At 59.2% G+C, this 20,947-nt stretch carries 21 protein-coding genes; 9 read left to right on the top strand and 12 right to left on the bottom strand.

Annotated elements, in window-relative coordinates; genetic code table 11:
* Positions 1-7: 7 nt before the first annotated feature.
* Both adhP and exaC read right to left on the bottom strand, forming a co-directional pair.
* Complete coding sequence (gene adhP, locus AC6I8F_RS14480; RefSeq protein WP_031279650.1) at positions 8-1,042, bottom strand: alcohol dehydrogenase AdhP; 1,035 nt, start codon at positions 1,040-1,042, stop codon at positions 8-10.
* Positions 1,043-1,078: 36 nt separating this feature from the next.
* Positions 1,079-2,599, bottom strand: coding sequence for an acetaldehyde dehydrogenase ExaC (gene exaC, locus AC6I8F_RS14485; RefSeq protein WP_498028155.1), 1,521 nt, complete (start codon positions 2,597-2,599; stop codon positions 1,079-1,081).
* A 261-nt stretch (positions 2,600-2,860) separates the two neighbouring features.
* On the opposite strand from exaC, the gene AC6I8F_RS14490 reads away from it, so the two are divergent.
* On the top strand, positions 2,861-4,627 hold the full coding sequence (locus AC6I8F_RS14490; protein WP_498028156.1) for a sigma-54-dependent Fis family transcriptional regulator: 1,767 nt from the start codon (positions 2,861-2,863) through the stop codon (positions 4,625-4,627).
* Here the strand turns inward: AC6I8F_RS14490 and AC6I8F_RS14495 are convergent.
* Positions 4,624-5,115, bottom strand: coding sequence for a YajQ family cyclic di-GMP-binding protein (locus AC6I8F_RS14495; RefSeq protein WP_021507173.1), 492 nt, complete (start codon positions 5,113-5,115; stop codon positions 4,624-4,626). The genes AC6I8F_RS14490 and AC6I8F_RS14495 overlap by 4 nt on opposite strands.
* Positions 5,116-5,242: 127 nt before the next feature.
* On the opposite strand from AC6I8F_RS14495, the gene panE reads away from it, so the two are divergent.
* Together panE and yajL are read left to right on the top strand one after the other, a co-directional pair.
* Positions 5,243-6,163, top strand: a complete 921-nt coding sequence (gene panE, locus AC6I8F_RS14500; protein ID WP_058757963.1) for a 2-dehydropantoate 2-reductase — start codon at positions 5,243-5,245, stop codon at positions 6,161-6,163.
* Positions 6,117-6,728 (top strand): protein deglycase YajL, encoded by a 612-nt coding sequence (gene yajL / locus AC6I8F_RS14505; protein ID WP_058781215.1) that lies wholly within the window; start codon positions 6,117-6,119, stop codon positions 6,726-6,728. Before panE ends, yajL begins: the two co-directional genes overlap by 47 nt.
* Before the next feature lie 141 nt (positions 6,729-6,869).
* On the opposite strand, the gene thiI is transcribed toward yajL, so the two are convergent.
* Positions 6,870-8,318, bottom strand: coding sequence for a tRNA uracil 4-sulfurtransferase ThiI (gene thiI / locus AC6I8F_RS14510; protein ID WP_021507170.1), 1,449 nt, complete (start codon positions 8,316-8,318; stop codon positions 6,870-6,872).
* 234 nt (positions 8,319-8,552) lie between these two features.
* Between thiI and xseB the strand changes: the two genes are divergently transcribed.
* The 4 genes from xseB to AC6I8F_RS14530 all read left to right on the top strand — a co-directional run bounded on the left by xseB (position 8,553) and on the right by AC6I8F_RS14530 (position 12,621).
* On the top strand, positions 8,553-8,795 hold the full coding sequence (gene xseB / locus AC6I8F_RS14515) for an exodeoxyribonuclease VII small subunit (protein WP_021507169.1): 243 nt from the start codon (positions 8,553-8,555) through the stop codon (positions 8,793-8,795).
* The gene (gene ispA / locus AC6I8F_RS14520; protein ID WP_021507168.1) at positions 8,795-9,694 is read left to right on the top strand and encodes a (2E,6E)-farnesyl diphosphate synthase; all 900 of its coding nucleotides are present in this window, start codon (positions 8,795-8,797) and stop codon (positions 9,692-9,694) included. The genes xseB and ispA overlap by 1 nt, the downstream gene beginning before the upstream one ends.
* 19 nt (positions 9,695-9,713) lie before the next feature.
* Positions 9,714-11,579 (top strand): 1-deoxy-D-xylulose-5-phosphate synthase, encoded by a 1,866-nt coding sequence (dxs, locus tag AC6I8F_RS14525; RefSeq protein WP_021507167.1) that lies wholly within the window; start codon positions 9,714-9,716, stop codon positions 11,577-11,579.
* A gap of 67 nt (positions 11,580-11,646) precedes the next feature.
* A complete protein-coding gene (locus AC6I8F_RS14530) occupies positions 11,647-12,621 on the top strand; it encodes an aldo/keto reductase (RefSeq protein ID WP_021507166.1) in 975 nt (324 codons plus the stop codon).
* Positions 12,622-12,776: 155 nt separating this feature from the next.
* On the opposite strand, the gene pgpA is transcribed toward AC6I8F_RS14530, so the two are convergent.
* From pgpA to nrdR, 6 genes are all read right to left on the bottom strand, one after another.
* Complete coding sequence (pgpA, locus tag AC6I8F_RS14535) at positions 12,777-13,268, bottom strand: phosphatidylglycerophosphatase A (RefSeq protein ID WP_021507165.1); 492 nt, start codon at positions 13,266-13,268, stop codon at positions 12,777-12,779.
* On the bottom strand, positions 13,255-14,232 hold the full coding sequence (thiL, locus tag AC6I8F_RS14540) for a thiamine-phosphate kinase (RefSeq protein WP_021507164.1): 978 nt from the start codon (positions 14,230-14,232) through the stop codon (positions 13,255-13,257). The genes pgpA and thiL overlap by 14 nt, the downstream gene beginning before the upstream one ends.
* 46 nt (positions 14,233-14,278) lie before the next feature.
* Positions 14,279-14,698 carry a transcription antitermination factor NusB gene (nusB, locus tag AC6I8F_RS14545; RefSeq protein ID WP_031279648.1) on the bottom strand — a complete coding sequence of 140 codons (420 nt, stop codon included), beginning with the start codon at positions 14,696-14,698 and terminating at the stop codon, positions 14,279-14,281.
* Positions 14,699-14,717: 19 nt separating this feature from the next.
* Positions 14,718-15,188 (bottom strand): 6,7-dimethyl-8-ribityllumazine synthase, encoded by a 471-nt coding sequence (ribH, locus tag AC6I8F_RS14550; RefSeq protein WP_021507162.1) that lies wholly within the window; start codon positions 15,186-15,188, stop codon positions 14,718-14,720.
* Between the two features lie 93 nt (positions 15,189-15,281).
* Positions 15,282-16,385 carry a bifunctional diaminohydroxyphosphoribosylaminopyrimidine deaminase/5-amino-6-(5-phosphoribosylamino)uracil reductase RibD gene (gene ribD, locus AC6I8F_RS14555; RefSeq protein ID WP_241798660.1) on the bottom strand — a complete coding sequence of 368 codons (1,104 nt, stop codon included), beginning with the start codon at positions 16,383-16,385 and terminating at the stop codon, positions 15,282-15,284.
* A gap of 3 nt (positions 16,386-16,388) precedes the next feature.
* Positions 16,389-16,838, bottom strand: a complete 450-nt coding sequence (gene nrdR, locus AC6I8F_RS14560; protein ID WP_031279647.1) for a transcriptional regulator NrdR — start codon at positions 16,836-16,838, stop codon at positions 16,389-16,391.
* A 171-nt stretch (positions 16,839-17,009) separates the two neighbouring features.
* Here nrdR and lysM point away from each other — a divergent pair, with 171 nt between their 5' ends.
* Positions 17,010-17,447 carry a peptidoglycan-binding protein LysM gene (gene lysM / locus AC6I8F_RS14565; RefSeq protein ID WP_058769381.1) on the top strand — a complete coding sequence of 146 codons (438 nt, stop codon included), beginning with the start codon at positions 17,010-17,012 and terminating at the stop codon, positions 17,445-17,447.
* 15 nt (positions 17,448-17,462) lie between these two features.
* Positions 17,463-18,038: a SadB/YajI family lipoprotein gene (locus AC6I8F_RS14570; protein ID WP_498028157.1), complete on the top strand. Its 576-nt coding sequence runs from the start codon at positions 17,463-17,465 to the stop codon at positions 18,036-18,038.
* Between the two features lie 65 nt (positions 18,039-18,103).
* On the opposite strand, the gene secF is transcribed toward AC6I8F_RS14570, so the two are convergent.
* Together secF and secD are read right to left on the bottom strand one after the other, a co-directional pair.
* Positions 18,104-19,072 (bottom strand): protein translocase subunit SecF, encoded by a 969-nt coding sequence (gene secF / locus AC6I8F_RS14575; RefSeq protein WP_498028158.1) that lies wholly within the window; start codon positions 19,070-19,072, stop codon positions 18,104-18,106.
* A gap of 10 nt (positions 19,073-19,082) precedes the next feature.
* On the bottom strand, positions 19,083-20,930 hold the full coding sequence (gene secD / locus AC6I8F_RS14580) for a protein translocase subunit SecD (protein ID WP_071813591.1): 1,848 nt from the start codon (positions 20,928-20,930) through the stop codon (positions 19,083-19,085).
* Positions 20,931-20,947: the final 17 nt, after the last annotated feature.

Below are 20,947 nucleotides of genomic sequence, written 5' to 3' on the forward strand. Positions count from 1 at the left end.
AGCGTCACTACAGCGACATATCCACCACAATACGCCCTTCAATTTTGCCGGCGTGCATGCGCGCAAAGATATCGTTGATGTTAGTCAGCGGCTCAACCGCGACATTCGCTTTCACCTTATGGCGACCGGCAAAATCCAGCGCCTCCTGCAGATCTTTACGCGTGCCGACAATTGAGCCGCGCACCGTGATGCCATCCAGCACCATGTCGAAGATCGAGAGATCGAATTTCCCCGGCGGCAGGCCGTTAAGCACCATGGTGCCGCCGCGACGCAGCGTGCCAATCGCCTGTTCAAACGCTTTTGGCGATACCGCCGTCACCAGCACGCCGTGCGCGCCGCCAAAGCTCTCCTGAAACACTTTCGCCGGATCGACCTGCTTCGCATTGGCAACCACACTGGCACCGAGCCGTTTGGCAAACGCCAGCTTATCGTCGTCGATATCGACCGCCGCCACGTTGAGCCCCATCGCCACCGCATACTGAATAGCCATGTGCCCCAGCCCGCCGATGCCGGAAACCACCACCCAGTCACCCGGTTTGGTATCGGTCATCTTCAGGCCTTTGTAAACCGTTACGCCAGCACATAAAATCGGTGCCACTTCATTAAACTCAACGTTATCCGGAATGATGCCGACGTAGTTGGCATCCGCCAGGCAGTACTCGGCAAAGCTGCCGTTGACCGAATAGCCGGCATTCTGCTGCGACAGACACAGCGTCTCCCAGCTGTCGAGGCAGTGCTCGCAGTGGCCACACGCCGAATAGAGCCAAGGTACCCCGACGCGATCACCCAGTTTGAGATGCTTCACCCCTTCGCCAATGGCCACCACCTGACCGACGCCTTCATGGCCGGGAATAAACGGCGGATTGGGCTTGATCGGCCAGTCGCCTTCGGCGGCGTGCAGGTCGGTGTGGCACACGCCGGTGGCGGCGATTTTCACCAGAATCTGCCCCGGCCCAACGGACGGCACCGGCACCTGCTCAATCACCAGCGGTTCACCAAACGCCTTCACAATCGCGGCTTTCATGGTGGTTTTGATTTGCATATTCATCTTTCACTCTCCATTTGAACGGATGCGGACTCAGAACAGCCCCAGTGGCGCTGTGCCATAGCTGACCAGCAGATTTTTGGTTTGCTGATAGGCGCTGAGCGCCATTTTGTGGGTTTCACGCCCGACGCCCGACTGCTTGTAGCCACCGAATGCCGCATGGGCGGGATAGATGTGATAGCAGTTGGTCCAGACGCGACCGGCTTTAATGCCGCGACCCATGCGATACGCCAGATTGGTATCGCGCGTCCACACGCCCGCGCCCAGACCAAACTGGGTTTCATTGGCGATCGCGAGCGCCTCTGCCTCATCGTGGAATGTGGTGACGCCAATCACTGGCCCAAAAATCTCCTCCTGGAAACAGCGCATCTGGTTGCTGCCCTTGATCAGGGTGGGCTGGATGTAGAATCCGTTATCCAGCTCCGCGGCGATATGCGCACGCTCGCCCCCTGTCAGAATCTGACCGCCTTCTTCACGGGCGATGTTGATATAGGACAGGATTTTGTCGAATTGCTGGCGGGAAGCCTGAGCCCCGATCATGGTGTCGGTATCGAGCGGATCGCCACGGCGAATGGTGGCAACCTTGGCCAGCACCCGCTCCATAAAGGGCTGGTAGATCGATTCATGAATCAACGCGCGCGAAGGACAGGTACAGACTTCACCCTGATTAAAGAAGCCCAGCACCAGCCCCTCGACCGCTTTCTTGATGAACGCCTCTTCGCCCGACATCACATCCGCGAAGTAGATGTTCGGTGATTTGCCGCCCAGCTCGACGGTGCAGGGAATGATGTTCTCCGCCGCACAGGCCATGATATGCCGCCCGACCGGCGTGGATCCGGTAAAGGCAATTTTAGCGATGCGCTTGCTGGTGGCCAGCGCTTCGCCGGCTTCGCGGCCAAAGCCCTGCACTACATTCAGCACGCCCGGAGGGAACAGATCGCCAATCAGCTCCATCAGCAGCGTAATACCAAGCGGCGTCTGCTCAGCCGGTTTCAGCACCACGCAGTTACCGGCGGCCAGCGCCGGTGCCAGCTTCCACGCCGCCATGAGCAGCGGGAAGTTCCACGGGATGATCTGTCCGACTACGCCGAGCGGCTCGTGGAAGTGATAGGCCACCGTGGTTTCGTCGATCTCAGCGGTGCTGCCCTCCTGCGCGCGCAGGCAGCCGGCAAAATAGCGAAAATGGTCGACCGCCAGCGGCAGATCGGCGTTGAGCGTCTCGCGAATCGGTTTACCGTTATCCCAGCTCTCCGCTACCGCCAGCTTCTCAAGACTGGCTTCCATACGATCGGCCACCTGCAGCAGCAGGTTGGCGCGCTGCTGTACGCTGGTTTTGCCCCACGCATCCGCAGCCTGATGCGCGGCATCCAGCGCCAGATCGATGTCGCGCGCGTCGGAGCGCGGGAACTGAGCGATATCGCTGCCGTCTACCGGTGAGGTGTTCATAAAGTACTGGCCGCTCAGCGGCTCGGTGAAGTTGCCGGCGATATAGTTGCCGTAGGTCGCCTGGAAAGAGACCAGCGCGCCGGGCGTGCCGGGATGTGCATAACGCATCGCAAACTCCTTATTATCAGGTCAGAGGGTCTGAACAGGCAGCGCAACTGCCTGTGTCGGTATTGCAGCGCGCGTGCCAGTTTTTTCTCATCAGGCGCAAAAGCGATAAATGCATTATTTATCAATCAAATAAATTCATGCCCCGCCAGCAAACCTGTCAGTCCTCCAGGACAAACGCGGTATCTGTGTTGCGTATCGCAACAGTGCAGAAACCCGAACGCTACAATGTTGCAACACTTACACGCCGTTCTGAGGTCATTCATGCAGGGAAATTCAGCCGCGTCTGCCGTGCACGCCAACCCGCTGTTAAGCGACTCCTGGTTCCGCAGCCAGCTGTATGGATTAGAGCGCAGCGCCGACGATTTCCCGCGCGTGCGTCAGGGCGAGCTGGCCGATGTGCTGGCCAGCAACGCCGGGCTGCAGCAGTTTGCGCAGCCGGTCATCCGCCAGCTGGCGCAGCAGATGGCGGAGACGCAGTCGGTGGTGATCCTGTCCGATGCCAGCGGGCTGGTGCTGAACACCTTTGGCGATATGCAGGCGCTGGAGAAAGCCCAGCGCTTTGCCCTGGCTCCCGGTAATCTGTGGAGTGAATGCGGACGCGGCACCAATGCGATTGGCACCGCGCTGGCGATTGATGACGGCTGTGAAATTGATGGCCAGCAGCATTTCCTGACGCGCAATCAGGGTCTGTACTGCGCCGCGATGCCGTTGCAGATGCCCAACGGCCAGATAGCCGGCGTGCTGGATATCTCGGGTCCGGCACACTTTCCGCATCCGCATACCCTGAACCGGGTGAAAGCAGCGGCAAAGCAGATCGAGTACCTGTGGGTGAAGCAGAGCCTGCATCCGCAGCAGTGGCTGCTCAGTCTGCATCCGCAGCCGCAGGGCATCGACACCAGTGATGAACTGCTGCTGGTATTCTCTGACAATGTGCTGACCGCAGCCAACCGGCTGGCGATGCGCGAACTGGCTCTCAGCGCCGACCGCTTTGCCAGCCTGACGTTTCAGCAGCTGTTTCCGCAACTGCAGCAGCAGGCCAACAGCGTTCCCGCCGCGGTCGACATTGGCACGCAGCGCTACTGGTTCCGCCTGCGCGCGCCGCAGCGCAGCCACGTCAGCGTACCGGACAGTTGCACGCAAGATCTGCCGCGCGTGCTGGGAGCTGACGGCGCAAAAATGCTGCGGTTGCTGGATGCCGGCGTTTCGCTGTGCATTTATGGTGAAACCGGCAGCGGCAAGGAGTATGTCAGCCGCGCGCTGCACCAGCAAAGCCGGTGGCGCACGGGCAAGTTTGTCGCCATCAACTGTGCCGCCATCCCCGAAGCGCTGATTGAATCCGAACTGTTTGGCTACCAGCCCGGCGCATTTACCGGCGCCAGTAAAAATGGCTACATCGGCAAAATTCGCGAAGCAGATGGCGGCGTGCTGTTTCTGGATGAAATCGGTGATATGCCGCTGACGCTGCAGACCCGTTTGCTGCGCGTGCTGCAGGAAAAAGAGGTGGCGCCACTCGGCTCCAGTCGCAGCTGGCCGGTGAATTTTGCCGTGATTTGCGCCACGCATCGCGATCTGGCCCAGCGCGTGACCGCCGGCGAATTTCGTGAAGATTTGCTCTATCGTCTGCAGGAGTTCGCCCTGACCCTTCCGCCACTGCGCGCCTGGCCGAACGTCGCCGGGTTTATCCGCGATTTATGGCAGGAGCTGGGGGCCGCGCAGCGTGGCGTACAGCTGTCTCCGGCACTGCTGACGGCGCTGGCGCAGCAGCCGTGGCCGGGCAATGTGCGCCAGCTACGCAGTCTGCTGCGCGTGCTGCTGGCGCTCGCCGATGAGGGCGAAACGCTGACGGAAAGTCACTTGCCGGCAGAGTATCGCCGCCCGCCGGCACCGCCGCTGCGCGAACGCCACGATGAACAGCTGATCAGTGAAACGCTGCAGCGCTATGACGGCAATATCAGTAAAGCGGCGCAGGCCCTGGGGGTCGCGCGCAGCACGCTGTATCGTCGTGCGGCGCGCGACAGAGGGGATTAATCGCGGAAGTTTTTGAACTGGAACGGCTGACCCAGGTTGCCACCGCGCACCAGCGCCATCGCACCCTGCAGATCGTCGCGGGATTTACCGGTGACGCGCAGCTCTTCACCCTGAATCTGCGTCTGCACTTTCAGTTTGCTGTCTTTGATCAGCTTAACGATTTTCTTCGCGACATCGCTTTCGATGCCTTTTTTCAGCTTCGCTTCAACGCTCCAGCTTTTACCGCTGTGCACAATCTCTTCCGGTACTTCAATCGCCGCGCCTTCAATGCCGCGCTTCAGCAGCTTTTCACGCAGAATATCCACCAGCTGCTTCACCTGAAAATCCGATTCGCTGGTGACTTTGATGGTCTCATTCTTTTCGTTGAGCTCAAAGCTGGCGCTCACGTTGCGGAAATCGAAACGGGTTGAGATCTCACGGTTGGCATTCTCCACCGCATTACGCACTTCCGGCAGTTCGACTTCGGAAACGATATCGAAAGATGGCATCTTTTCTTCTCCTGATACTAAAGTGACATGCATAATACGCGTCTTGTCGCGCTAATAAAACACGCGACGCGGAAAGCTATAATTAAGGGTGTGACACCCATTCACCCACCCGCCAGCGGGAGGCATAATGAAAATTACCGTGTTGGGTTGCGGCGCCCTGGGGCAAATCTGGCTCGCGGCCCTTGCACGCCAGGGACATGACGTTCAGGGCTGGCTGCGCGTACCGCAGCCGTACTGTTCGGTCAACGTGGTCGATCCGCAGGGCCACGTCAGCAATCACACCTTCATCGCTAACGATCCGCTGTTTCTGGCTGAAAGCCAGCTGCTACTGGTGACCCTAAAAGCGCCACAGGTTTCACCTGCGGTGAAAAACCTGCAAAGCGTACTGCCGCGCCACGCGCCGATCCTGCTGCTGCACAACGGCATGGGTACGATCGAAGAGCTCAAAGAAGTGCAGCAGCCGCTGCTGCGCGGCATCACCACGCACGCGGCGATGCGCGACGGCACGGTAATTAAACATGTCGCGCAGGGCATCACCCACATCGGGCCTGCCAGCCGCGAAAGCGCGGCGCTGAGCGATATCGCCGATATTCTGCATCAGGCGCTGCCGGACGTGGCGTGGCACGATAACATCGCGTCCGCCAGCTGGCGCAAGCTGGCAGTTAACTGCGTGATCAACACGCTGACGGTTGAGCACGACTGCCAGAACGGCGCGCTGCGCGCCTGGCCGGAGCAGATTAACCGGTTGTGCGAGGAGCTGGCCTGGGTGATGGAGCGCGAGGGCCAGCACATTGCGCTGGATAACCTGCGCGACATTATTTACGACGTCATCGACAGCACCGCCGCCAACGTCTCCTCAATGCTGCAGGATGTGCGTGCGCAGCGTCAGACTGAAATTGATTACATTACCGGCTACCTGCTGCGCCGCGCCCGCGCGCAGGGGATTGCACTGCCGGAAAACACCCGCCTGTACGACCTGATTAAACGCAAGGAGTCCCAATATGAGCGCGAACGCATCAGTGCTGGTTTGCCTGGCCCATGGCAGTGAAGAGACCGAAGCGGTCACCACTATCGACCTGCTGGTCCGCGCCGGCCTGAAGGTGACCACCGCCAGCGTGGAGAGCGACGGCACGCGCGAGATTGTCTGCTCCCGCGGCGTACGCCTGCTGGCTGACGCACCGCTGGTTGAAGTGGCGGATAACGATTTTGCCGCCATCGTCCTGCCGGGCGGCCTCAAAGGCGCTGAAACCTTCCGCGACAGCCCGCTGCTGGTGGAGACGGTACGCCAGTGTCATCTGTCAGGCAAAATTGTGGCGGCGATCTGTGCCGCGCCGGGCACGGTACTGGTACCGCATGACCTGTTTCCGGTGGGCAATATGACCGGATTTCCCGGCCTGAAGCACACCATTCCGGAGGAGAAATGGATGGAGCGCCGCGTGGTGTGGGATCCGCGCGTTAATCTGCTGACCAGCCAGGGGCCGGGCACGGCGATCGATTTTGCCCTGAAGCTGATTGATCTGCTGGTGGATAAAGAGCAAGCGCGTGAAGTCGCATCACAGCTGGTGCTGGCGGCAGGGATTTATAATTATCAGGAATTTGAAGAGCGCGCATAAAAAAAGGTCGCCATCATTGGCGACCCCACGAGATCAGCGCACAGTTTTATTCGTCGCGGTGATTACAGGGTGCGCATTCCTGCGCACCGGGTTTTGCCCATGCACCCGAAATCAGGCGCGCCAGGCTTAACTCCCCCGCGGTTACGGACGGTACACCTTCACGTTCTTAAAGCCCTGCTCATGCAGATACAACGCCTGCAACCGGCTCATCACGCCGCGATCGCAGTACAGCAACCAGGTTCTGCTCTGATCGAGATCGCCGAACTGGGTGCTCAGCTTATAGAACGGCAGCGATTTCACTTCCACACCGGTCAGCGCCAGCGGCTTGTCGTCCTGTTCATCAATTGAACGGATATCCAGCACCACATCGTTGCCGCTGAAGGACGCCACGGTTTCCACTTCCACCACTTCTTCTTCCGTCTGCTCCGCAATTTCACGGATATCGACGTTGCTGGCTTCCTGCACCACGCGCTGCAGAATGTCGAAATCGAAGTTCTGCTCTTCGGCTTCGATCTTCGCTTTCACGGCCTTCACCGTGGGGCTTTTCGAAATCACGCCGCAGTACTCCGGCATGGTGCGGGCAAAGTCTTCGGTGCCGATCTGACGTGCAATATTGATGATGTGCTCTTTATCGTGCGAGATCAGCGGGCGCAGAATCAGCGTGTCGGACGCATTATCAATCAAACGCAGGTTAGTCAGCGTCTGGCTGGAGACCTGGCCCAGCGCCTCACCGGTCACCAGCGCCTGCACGCCGTAACGCTCAGCCACCATTGACGCCGCACGCACCATCATGCGCTTCAGCACCACGCCCATCTGGCCGTCATCAACTTTTTCCAGAATCTCGCCCACCACCGGCTCAAAATTGATGGCGACAAAACGCACGCGATGTGAACGGCCAAAACGCTGCCACAGATAGTGCGCCACCTGACGCACGCCGATTTCATGCGCCGCACCGCCAAGGTTAAAGAAGCAGTAGTGCACACGACAGCCGCGGCGCATCAGCATATAGCTGGAGACGCCGGAGTCAAAGCCGCCGGAAATCAGCGACAGCACATCTTCCTGGGTGCCGATCGGGAAGCCGCCCAGGCCCTCATAGCGGCCGGTAATCAGCAGCAGGCGATCGTCTTCAATCTCCAGATTCACTGTTACATCCGGGTGATTAAGCTGCACGCGCGCGCTTTCAATGTGCTGATTGAGACCGCCGCCGACGTAGCGCTCCACATCCTGCGAGCTAAAGCTATGCTTGCCGCGACGCTTTACGCGCACGCAGAAGCTCTTGCCTTCCAGCCGCTCGCGGTTGAGCGCCAGCGTCTGCTCGAAGATATCGTGCATGTCGGTATAGGCGCGGTCTTCGACCGCCAGCACATGGTGGATACCGGGAATGCGCGTCAGCTCTTCCGTGACGGTGGCACGCAGCGCTTCCTTCTTCGCGCGCACTTCGATGTGATCCCAGTGGCGCACCACGGCGATCTCTTCGTCGAGGGTGCGCAGGGTATTACGGATGTTACCGGTCAGAATTTTGATAAAGCGCAGGCGCACCGACTGACTTTTGATGGTGATTTCAGGGAAGAGCTTGATGATAAACTTCATGGCGACACAGCTTCGTTGGGCAAATAAGTGCTAAAATCATCAACACTTAGCTGGTAAAATCATATAATTGCGGGTTGGCATCAGCCACCGCATCCGAGGCGCGCAAGTATATCACCTTTGTCGGGTGACTGCTGTAAGCAACCTTCGCCGCATTGATTATTTTGCTAATCAATGCCCGTCGGCTACCATGACCGATTGCAACATAATGTCCCAACCTGTGAGTCGACACTGATTATGCCGAAAAAAGCCGAAGCGCCCGTGAGTTTTGAAAACGCACTGCAGCAGCTGGAACAAATTGTCAGCCGTCTGGAGAGTGGCGAACTGCCGCTGGAAGAGGCGCTGAATGAATTCGAGCGCGGCGTACAGCTGGCACGCAGCGGCCAGCAAACCCTGCAGGCGGCGGAACAGCGCGTGCAGATTCTGCTGAGCGACGACAAAGACGCCCCGCTCACCCCTTTCACGCCGGAAAATGAGTAATGGATTTCGTGCAACTGCAGCGCGCCTACCATGAGCGCGTGAACCAGGCGTTGACGCGCTTAATAGATCCACTTCCTTTTCAGAGTTCTCCTCTGGTGAACGCCATGCAATATGGGGCACTATTAGGCGGTAAGCGCCTGCGCCCGTTTCTGGTGTATGCCACTGGCGAGATGCTGCGCGCCGAGGCGGCCAGCCTGGATGCCCCCGCCGCAGCGGTGGAGTGCATTCACGCTTACTCATTGATTCATGATGACCTGCCGGCGATGGACGACGATGCGTTACGTCGCGGGCAGCCAACCTGCCATATCAAATATGGCGAAGACACGGCGATTCTGGCCGGCGATGCCCTGCAAACCCTGGCGTTTACCATTCTTGCGGACCAGCCGATGCCCGGCGTAAGCCCGCAGGATCGCATTGCCATGATTTCCGAACTGGCGCAGGCCAGCGGCGTGGCCGGCATGTGCGGTGGCCAGGCGCTGGATTTAGCCGCCGAAGGCCAATCCGTGGACCTGAACCAGCTGGAGCAGATCCATCGCCATAAAACCGGCGCGCTGATCCGCGCCGCCGTGCGTCTCGGCGCCCTCACTGCGGGTGCCGCGGGCCGCGATGCGCTGCCGCAGCTGGATATCTACGCCAACGCCATCGGACTGGCGTTTCAGGTGCAGGATGACATCCTTGATGTGGTCGGCGATACCGCCGTTCTGGGCAAAACCCAGGGAGCCGATCAGGCGCTGGGGAAAAGTACTTACCCGGCGCTGCTGGGACTGGATAACGCGCGGGCCAAAGCGCAGGATCTCTATCGCGAAGCACTGGGCGCGCTGGAGGTGCTGGCGGCACAGTCGTATGACACGTCCGCTCTGCAGGCGCTGGCCAGCTTTATAATTGAACGCGATAAATAACTTATATAATGAGTCTCTGATGAGTTTTGATATTGCAAAATACCCGACACTGGCGTTAGCAGGCACGGTTCAGGAATTACGTTTACTGCCTAAAGAAAAACTTCCGGACCTGTGCGACGAGCTGCGTCAGTATCTGCTGGACAGCGTGAGCCGCTCGTCCGGCCACTTTGCTTCGGGTCTGGGCGTCGTCGAGCTGACCGTCGCGTTGCATTATGTGTATAACACCCCGTTTGATCATCTGGTGTGGGACGTCGGCCATCAGGCCTATCCGCACAAGATTCTGACCGGCCGCCGCGACCGTATCGGCACTATCCGTCAGAAAAATGGCCTGCACCCGTTCCCGTGGCGCGGCGAAAGCGAATATGACGTGCTGAGCGTGGGCCACTCGTCGACGTCCATCAGCGCCGGTCTCGGCATGGCCGTGGCCGCCGAACGCGAAGGCAAAGGTCGCCGCACCGCCTGTATTATTGGCGACGGCGCGATTACCGCGGGCATGGCGTTTGAAGCCATGAACCACGCCGGTGATATCAAGCCGGACATGCTGGTGATCCTCAACGACAACGAGATGTCGATCTCTGAGAACGTGGGCGCGCTGAACAATCGCCTGGCGCAGATTCTCTCGGGGAAAACCTATTCACGCCTGCGCGAAGGCGGCAAGCGCGTGCTGGGCGGGCTGCCGCCGATCAAAGAGCTGGTGAAGCGCACCGAAGAGCACCTGAAAGGCATGGTGGTGCCGGGCACGCTGTTTGAGGAGCTGGGCTTTAACTATATCGGTCCGGTCGACGGTCACGATGTGCTGACGCTGGTCAGTACGCTGAAGAATATGCGCGATCTGAAAGGGCCGCAGTTCCTGCACATCATGACCAAAAAGGGCAAGGGCTACGCGCCGGCGGAAGAAGATCCGATTACCTGGCACGCGGTGCCAAAATTCGATCCGGCCAGCGGCTCGCTGCCGAAAAGCGCGCCGGGCCTGCCGAGCTACTCGAAAATCTTTGGTAACTGGCTGAGCGAGATGGCCGCCGACGATGCGCGGCTGATGGCCGTGACGCCGGCCATGCGCGAAGGCTCCGGCATGGTGAGCTACTCGCGTGATTATCCGCAGCAGTATTTTGACGTGGCGATCGCCGAGCAGCATGCGGTGACGTTCGCCGCAGGCATGGCCATCGGCGGTTACAAACCGGTGGTGGCGATTTACTCTACCTTCCTGCAGCGCGCCTACGATCAGGTGATTCACGACGTGGCAATTCAGCAATTGCCGGTCCTGTTTGCTATCGATCGCGGCGGTATCGTGGGTGCCGACGGCCAGACGCACCAGGGGGCGTTTGATATCGCCTATCTGCGCTGCGTGCCGGGCATGGTGATCATGACGCCAAGCGATGAAAACGAGTGTCGTCAGATGCTTTACACCGGCTACCACTATCAGGATGGCCCGAGCGCGGTGCGCTATCCGCGCGGCACCGGCACCGGCGCCACGCTGGAACCGCTGGCCAGCCTGCCGCTTGGCAAAGGGGTCATCCGGCGTCGCGGCGAGCAGCTGGCCATCCTCAACTTTGGTACTCTGCTGCCGGAAGCGCAGGCCGCCGCCGACGCGCTCAACGCCACGCTGGTCGACATGCGCTTTGTTAAGCCGCTGGATGAAGCCCTGATTAGCGAACTGGCGGCCAGCCACGACGCGCTGATTACGCTGGAAGAAGGCGCGATCAAAGGCGGTGCCGGCAGCGGCGTCAATGAATACGTGATGGCGAAACGCCTGCGCGTGCCGGTGCTTAACCTCGGCCTGCCGGATGAGTTCATTCCGCAGGGGACGCAGGAAGAAGTGCGTCAGGATTATCAGCTGGACGCCGCAGGCATCCAGCAGCAAATCGCCGCCTGGCTGGCGCAGTAACCGCCCTTCCCCGCTCCTGCTGCTATGCTTGAGGGTAAAACCCCACGCATAAGAGCAGGAGCCCTTCATGAAAACCGTTCGTTTAGGCCAGACCGATCTGCAGGTTTCACGTCTCTGTTTAGGCTGTATGACCTATGGCGATCCGCTGCGCGGTAACCACGCCTGGACGCTGCCGGAAGAGAGCAGCCGACCGCTGATTAAGCAGGCGCTGGACGCGGGCATCAACTTCTTCGACACCGCTAACAGCTACTCCGACGGCAGCAGTGAGGAGATCCTCGGCCGCGCGCTCAAAGATTATGCGCAGCGCGATCGGGTGGTGGTGGCGACCAAAGTCTACTTTCCGCTGAGCAACCTGTCGCAGGGGCTGTCGCGCACCAATATTCTGCAGTCGATTGATGACAGCCTGACGCGGCTTGGCATGGAGTATGTCGATCTGCTGCAGATTCATCGCTGGGATTACGCCACGCCGATTGAAGAGACGCTGGAAGCGCTCGATCAGGTAGTGCGGTCAGGCAAAGCGCGTTACATCGGGGCTTCCTCGATGCATGCCACACAGTTTGCGCAGGCGCTGCAGTTACAGCAGCAGCATGGCTGGGCGCGTTTTGTCAGTATGCAGGATCAGTACAATCTGATTCAGCGCGAAGAAGAGAAGGAGATGCATCCGCTGTGCCAGCGCGAAGGCATCGCGGTGCTGCCGTGGAGCCCGCTGGCGCGCGGTAAGCTGACGCGTCCGTGGGGAGAAACCACTGCGCGTTCAGTGTCGGATAACGTAATGGAAAAACTCTATACCGGCACCGAAGAGAATGACGCGGCCATTGCGCAACGGCTGGCAACGGTGGCTGCGGACAAAGGCGTGACGCGCGCGCAGGTGGCGCTGGCGTGGCTGCTGCATAAGCCGGTGGTTACCGCGCCGATTATTGGTGCCTCGCGCGAGCAGCAGTTTGCCGAGCTGGTGAAAGCCGTCGACGTGGAGCTGAGTTCAACCGATATCGCCGAGCTGGAGAGCGTCTACCAACCGCATCCGGTGGTGGGATTCGAGTAACGGTCCAGTCAGGTCGCCTTCAGGGCGACCTGATGTCACAGGCAGCGCATGCATGGCGACCTGCCTGTGGTCTACGCATTCCTGGCGATCTGCCTGCGGCAACGCATTCATGGCAACGCTTTCTGTAGGGTGCGCATTCATGCGCACCTGGCACATTAAAGCACCAGCCCCAACCCATACAAAATCGCCGCTGAAATGACCCCGGCGATAATGTCATCGACCATAATGCCCATGCCGCCGTGCACGTTACGGTCGAACCAGCGAATCGGCCACGGCTTCCACATGTCAAAAATACGGAAAATCACAAAGCCGGCCAGCACCCATTGCCAGCTCATCGCCGGTATCGCCATCAGCGTAATCCACATGCCGATGAACTCATCCCACACGATGCTGCCATGGTCGTGCACGCCCATATCACGCGCGGTGCGGTGACACAGGTAGACACCCACGCTGATGCCAATCAGCACCAGCAGCGAATACAGCTGCAGCGGCAGCAGCGTCATCAGCCACCAGAAGGGAATGGCGGCAATTGAACCGGCGGTGCCGGGCATAATCGGGCTCAGGCCGCTGCCAAAACCGGTCGCCAGCAGGTGCCACGGATTGGCCATGCGCAGACGGCTTTTAGCCACATCTTTATTTAGCGTCAAAGTGATCAAATCCCTTGTGATGGAAACTGCGCGGCTTGCCGTTCTCCAGCAGCGTCAGCCCTTCTGCTTCCGGCGCGATCTGGCCGATGCAGGTATACGCCACGCCAAGATGGCCCAGCGCCACATCCAGTGCACCACGATTGACTTCCGGCACGGTAAAGCACAGCTCATAATCTTCACCCCCGCTCAGCGCCCAGCGCAGCACCTGCTCAGGCTCAAAGTGATCGCGCAACGCAGCCGACAGCGGCAGCGCATCCAGATTGATGCGGGCACCGACGCGGCTGGCGGTGAGAATGTGGCCGAGATCGGAGATCAGGCCATCGGACAGATCGATGGCTGATGTCGCCAGATTGCGCAGCGCCTGGCCCTGCAGCACGCGCGGCATCGGGCGCAGATGGCGCTTGATTAGCACTTCATGCACCGCCGGATCGTTCAGGCGATGATGGTGCTGCAGCAGCGACAGACCAGCAGCGCTGTCGCCCAGCGTGCCGGTGACAAAAATCCAGTCACCCGGTTTAGCCCCGGCGCGCTTCAGCGCACGGCCGGCCGGCACCAGGCCATGAATGCCCAGCGTCAGGCTGAGCGGCCCGCGCGTGGTATCGCCGCCGATCAGCTGCATATCGTAATAATCCAGCAGCTCAAACAGGCTGTCGCTGAACGCCGCCAGCCAGGGCTCATCCACTTCGGGCAGGGTTAACGCCAGCGTTAACCATGCCGGATCGGCGCCCATCGCTGCCAGGTCGCTCAGGTTAACCGCCAGCGCTTTGTAGCCGAGATCGGCCGGATGGATATCACGTAAGAAATGCACGCCCGCCACCAGCGTATCGGTGCTGATGGCCAGCGTCTGTTTTTCCGGCACGTTAAGTAACGCGCAGTCGTCACCAATTCCCTTCTCCACATCGCGGCGGGAGCTGGTGACGCGGTTAAAATAACGTGCGATCAGTTCGAATTCACCACAGGACATAAGTCAGGTCTCAATGAAAAAAGGCCGGTGAGCCGGCCTTTTGCACTTATTTTTTGTTCGGTCGAATTTGCGGAGCGGCTTTATCCAGCACGCCGTTAACAAATTTATGGCTGTCTTCAGCACCAAACACTTTAGCCAGTTCGATACCTTCGTTGATCGCCACTTTGTACGGCACATCGTCACGCTTGCTCAGTTCATAGAGCGAAATGCGCAGTATGGCTTTTTCTACCTGGCCCAGCTCTTCCAGCTGGCGCGACAGGTAAGGCTTCATCAGGCCGTCCAGGAACGCGCTGTTGGTCGCCACACCGGCCAGCAGTTCGCGGAAATAGCTAATATCGACGTCTTTGACGTCTTGTTCCGCCAGAAACTGGTATTCCACATCGGCAATGTCGTTGTTAGACAACTGCCAGGAGTAAAGCGCCTGGACAGCGCACTCACGGGCGCGACGACGAGCAGCAGGTTTCACAAAATTCCCCTTACAAAAATCAGGCTTTGATGGCTTTCAATACGTTAATCATTTCAAGTGCGGTCAGGGCCGCTTCGGCGCCTTTGTTACCCGCTTTGGTGCCGGCGCGTTCAATCGCCTGCTCGATGTTTTCGGTGGTCAGGACGCCGAAGGTCACCGGAATTTCGCTGTTCATCGCTACGTGAGCGATGCCGGAGCTGGCTTCACCCGCCACGTATTCGAAGTGTGCGGTACCGCCACGGATCACCGTGCCCAGTGCAACGATCGCGTCGTGCTTGCCGGTTTTCGCCAGGGCGCGTGCCGCCAGCGGCAGCTCGTAAGCGCCCGGTACCCAGACCACGGTGATGTTTTCCGCTTTGACCTGGCCAATACGCTTCAGCGCGTCAACTGCACCGTCCAGCAGGCTGTCATTGATGAAATTGTTAAAACGCGCAATTACGATGGCAATATTGGCATCAGGCGTGGCAACAGCAGCTTCGATAACTTTCATACATATCCTTTGGGTGTTTGTTTTATGGCCCCGCAGAAGGGGGCGGATTCTATCATACTCTTCGGCAACGCGCTCAGGCTTTTCCGTGCATGCTCAGCGTGGTGTCAGGGTCAGCCGTAAATCGTCGCCAACCTGACGCACGTCGCTAAAATTCAGCGCTGGCGCATCGGCCAGCGTTTCCAGTCCCGGCAGCGCACACAGGCCGCGCGCGGCATTACCCAGCAGTTTCGGCGCCAGATAAACGATCAGTTCATCCACCAGGCCGGCCTGCAGCAGCGCACCGGCCAGACCGGCACCGGCCTCAACCCACACGCTGTTGATCTGACGCTGACCGAGCAGCATCATCATCGCCACCAGATCGAGCTGCTCACCGCGCGGCGGCACCTCAATCTGACTCACGCCCGGCGGCCAGCTTTGTGCATCAGCCTCCGTGCGCATCAGCCAGGTTTCGCCGGGCTGGGCGATCAAACGGTGCTGGGGCGTCACGCGCTGCTGGCTGTCGATCACCACCCGCACCGGCTGACGCAGCTGGCTCTCATCCAGCTGCTGGCGCACGGTCTCGCTCAGTTCATCCCAGCGCACCGTCAGCGACGGATTGTCCGCCAGCACGGTGGCACTGGTGGTAAGAATAGCTGAACTGCGGGCACGTAAACGTTGCACATCGCGCCTTGCCGCTGCGGAAGTGATCCACTGGCTTTCGCCGCTGGCCATGGCGGTACGGCCATCCAGCGAGGCACCCAGTTTGAGCTGAATCCACGGAAAACCGGTACGCATGCGTTTGAGAAAACCGCGATTGAGCGCTTCCGCTTCGTTCATCATCAGGCCGTGACTCACGTCGATGCCGGCCTGCTGTAAACGATACAAGCCGCGCCCGGCCACCTGCGGATTAGGATCCTGCATCGCCGCGACCACCCGGCTGACGCCGGCGGCAATCAGCGCATCGCAGCACGGCGGCGTCCGACCGTGATGGCTGCAGGGTTCCAGCGTGACATAGGCGGTCGCACCGCGTGCGTGGTCACCGGCCATGCGCAGCGCGTGCACTTCCGCGTGCGGTTCACCGGCGCGCTGATGCCAGCCTTCGCCCACGATCTCGCCTTCGCGCACGATAACGCAGCCGACGTTAGGATTCGGGGTGGTGGTATATTGTCCGCGCCGCGCCAGTTCCAGCGCGCGCGCCATGTAGTGCGCATCGGTCATGGATTAATCCTGTAAGCGGGCGATCTCTTCGCCAAAGTCACGAATATCTTCAAAACTGCGGTACACCGATGCGAAGCGAATATAAGCAACTTTATCCAGCTTCTTCAGCTCTTCCATCACCAGGTTACCAATCAGCTTGCTGGGAATTTCACGTTCGCCGGTGGCGCGCAGCTGGGTTTTGATGTGATTGACCGCGTTGTCGACGGCATCCGCGCTCACCGGACGCTTCTCCAGCGCCTTCATCATGCCGCTGGCCAGCTTATCTTCGTTAAAGGGTTCGCGCACGTCGTTGCTTTTCACCACGCGCGGCATTACCAGCTCGGCCACTTCAAAGGTGGTAAAACGCTCATGGCACACCAGGCACTGGCGGCGGCGGCGCACTGAGGAGCCCTCACTAACCAGACGTGAATCAATCACTTTGGTGTCCACAGCGGAGCAGAATGGGCAATGCATGACGTTTCCTGTCGCGAGAATTGGGGGCAGATAGTGTAGCGCGTTCCCGGTTGCAACAAAATACAGGGCGGAGAATCGCCACCTGGCTCACAGCGACGCCTGACGGTTACAGCAAACCGTGAAAAGTTACTAAGCTTAGAGAGCCAATCCGGCTTAATGACAGGAGGATGTATGGGTTTATTCAATTTCGTCAAAGAAGCGGGTGAAAAACTGTGGGATGCGGTGTCAGGCGGCGATGACCAGAGCAAAAAGCTGCAGGAGCACATTAATCAACTCGGCCTGCCCGACAGCGATAAAGTGAAAGTCGACGTGCAGGGCGATACCGTGAAGGTCAGCGGTGACGGTATCTCGCAGGAGTTGAAAGAGAAGATTCTGGTGGCGGCGGGTAACGTGGCCGGCATCACCAAAGTGGAAGATAACGTCACCACCAGTGACAGCGCCGCGCAGGCCGAATTCTACACGGTGAAAAAAGGCGATACCCTGAGCGCTATCTCGAAGCAGGTGTACGGCACGCCGAACGAATACAACAAGATCTTTGAGGCGAACAAGCCAATGTTGACGCATCCTGATAAGATCTATCCCGGCCAGGTTTTACGTATCCCTAAATAACCGGAAGGACATTGCATGACGTTCAGGATGATTTGGGTGCCAGCAGCGCTTGCTGCGCTGGTGCTCAGTGGTTGCAGCTCCACCCCCGCTTCACCTCAGGTCAAAGCGCTGCATCAGGAAGTGAGCCAGCTCAACCAGCAGATGCGCAAACTGACCAGTCAGGCCAGCGCGCTGGAGATTCAGGGGCAGCTCAACAGCCAGTCGACGCAGGGCGCATGGTTACTCCCGCAGGCGAATACGCCGGTAGAGCTGCAGACGCAGCTGGGTAAACTGCGCCTGTCGCTGTCGCACGTTGAGGGGGAAGCCAGCGGCAGCCGCGCTAACCTGAATATCCGTTCAACCGATGATAAGCCGGTGCCGGCGCTCAGCGCCCGCGTGGTATGGGGCGAAATGGATCCCGCCAGCGGCAAGCCGCTGAACGCCGACAGCCTGAGCCAGACCATTACCGTGCCCGCCAGTCTGATGCCGCGCAGTTCGGTTAGCGTACCGCTGCGCCTCAGCGGGCTGGCACCGGGTCAGCCCGGCTACGTGCGCGTGCATGATGTGCAGGCGGTGACGGACGCCAGCGGCGCGATTGTCGCAGGCCAGTAATTCTGGCGTCAGGCATAAAAAAAACGGGCTGCACTCAGGCAGCCCGTTTCATTTCTCCGGCACAATTACGGCAGAATCGAAGGCTGATCGGCGCCCTCTTTCTCCACTTTCTGCACCAGCATGTGTTCACGCTTCATGCCCAGCTTCAGCGCCAGCGCGGACGACACGTAGATCGACGAAATGGTACCGATGGTGACACCGATCAGCATGGTCAGCGAGAAGCCTTTCAGCAGTGCGCCACCAAAGATGAACAGGATCAGGATCATCGCCAGCGTGGTGATCGAGGTGATCAACGTACGGCTCAGCGTCTGGGTCAGCGACACGTTAGTGATGTCGTAAGAAGAACCGCGACGGATTTTGCGGAAGTTCTCACGAATACGGTCGGAAACCACGATCTTATCGTTGAGCGAGTAACCAATCACCGACATCAGCGACGCCACAATCGTCAGATCGATCTCGATGTGGAACAGCGACAGAATGCCGCAGGTGATGATCACGTCGTGCGCCAGCGCCAGCACGGTGCCCAGCGCCAGACGCCACTCAAAGCGAAAGCCGATGTAGATCAGAATCGCAATCAGCGCCGACAGCAGCGCCATCGCCCCGGCCTGCGCCAGATCGCTGCCCACGCTCGGGCCCACGAACTCAATTCGCTTCACGGTCGCGTTCTGCTGCGTCGTCTGGTTGATCGAGGCGACCACTTTGTTGCCCAGCTCCTGGCCTGCATTGCCGGTGGTCGGTGGCATACGCACCATCACATCACGGCTGCTGCCAAAGTTCTGTATCAGCGGCTCCTCAAAGCCTGCCTTCACCAGCCCGTCACGTAGCGCATCCAGATCCGCCGGCTTCTCGAGGTTGATCTCAATCACCGTCCCGCCGGTGAAATCGAGCCCCCAGTTAAAGCCGCGCACACCGATAATGGCGATGGACGCCACAATCAGCAGGCCGGAGATGATAAAGGCCAGCGTGTCCCAGCGCATAAAGTCGACGACTTTACGCCCATGGTTCAGCTGTTCAATACTATATTCCTGTGCCACAACGCACTCCTCAGATAGACAGCTTATTGATGCGTTTGCCGCCGTACACCAGGTTAACGATGGCACGGGTGCCGACGATAGCGGTGAACATGGAAGTCGCGATACCGATAGCCGTGGTGATCGCAAACCCTTTGATCGAGCCGGTACCGACCGCATAAAGAATGATTACTTTAATCAGCGTGGTGACGTTGGCGTCGACGATACTGGAGAAGGCGCCTTTATAGCCTTCATGAATCGCCTGCTGTACCGAGCGTCCGTTACGCAGTTCTTCTTTAATACGTTCGTTAATCAACACGTTAGCATCCACCGCCACCGCCAGCGTCAGCACGATACCGGCAATGCCCGGCATGGTGAGCGTGGCGCCCGGTAACAGTGACATGATGCCGACAATCAGCACCAGGTTGCACAGCAGTGCGCTGGTCGCAATCAGACCAAACTTCTTGTAGAACACCACCATAAAGATGATGGAGGCGATCAGACCCCACAGACAGGCTTCGAGACCCTGCGTGATGTTCTGCTGGCCCATGGTTGGACCGATGGTCCGCTCTTCCACAATCTGGATTGGCGCAATCAGCGCACCGGCACGCAGCAGCAGCGACAGCTGACGCGCTTCGTTCGGATTGCTGATACCGGTAATTCGGAAGCTGTTGCCGAGGCGCGACTGAATGTTCGCCACGTTAATCACTTCTTCCTGCTTCACCAGAATCGCACGACCGTTCGCATCTTTCTTACCGCTGTCCTTGTACTCCACAAACAGGGTCGCCATCGGCTTGCCGATGTTGTCCTTGGTGAAGTTGGACATGATGTTACCGCCGGCGCCATCAAGCGAGATATTCACCTGCGGCTGGTTGTACTCATCCATGCTGGACGTCGAGTCGGTGATGTGGTCACCGGTGAGAATCACGCGCTTGTACAGCACCACCGGCTGACCTTCACGCGTCTTTTTCACTTCCGAGTCACCCGGCACGCGGCCGCTGGCGGCAGCGCTCGGATCCACCGAGGTGTTGACCAGGCGGAACTCCAGCGTTGCGGTAGCACCCAGAATCTCTTTAGCACGCGCGGTATCCTGGATACCCGGCAGCTCAACCACGATGCGGTCAGCGCCCTGACGCTGTACCAGCGGCTCAGCTACACCCAGCTGGTTCACACGGTTACGCAGGATGTTGATGTTCTGCTGCACCGCATATTCGCGCGCTTCACTCAGACGCGCATCGGTCATCACCGCACGCAGCGTGTCGCTGCCAGCGCTGGTGATCACCAGGTCGCGATGGCGCGGCGTCAGATAGCTGATGGCCGCATCACGGCTGGCGCCGTCGCGGAAGCGTATTTCGGTGCCATAGTTAGCGATTTTGCTAACGTTGGTGTAAGGGATATTTTTTTCGCGCAGATCGCTGCGCAGGCCATCAGCATTCTGCTCCTGCAGCTTGCCGAGGGCAGTATCCATGTCGACTTCCATCAGGAAGTGCACGCCGCCGCGCAGATCGAGGCCGAGTTTCATCGGTTCAGCGGCCAGCATGGTCAGCCAGCGCGGTGTGGCAGGGGCCAGGTTGAGCGCCACGACGAAATCTTCGCCCAGCGCATTGGTGATGGCTTCACGCGCGCGCAGCTGAATATCCGTGTTAGCGAAACGGGCCAGAATGGCACCATTTTCCAGCGCGAGGGATTTGCTCTGGATATTGTCTTGTTTTAATACGGTCTGGATCTGATCCAACGTTTGCTCACTGGCGGCGCCACCGCGCGCACCAGTGATCTGAACGGCCGGATCCTCACCATAAAGGTTAGGAAGCGCATACAGCAGGCCGACGAGAATCACGACGACCAGCATGATGTACTTCCACAAAGGATAACGGTTTAACACGGCAGTTCCCTTCGGGA

Source organism: gamma proteobacterium symbiont of Axiagastus rosmarus (genome assembly GCF_059730925.1).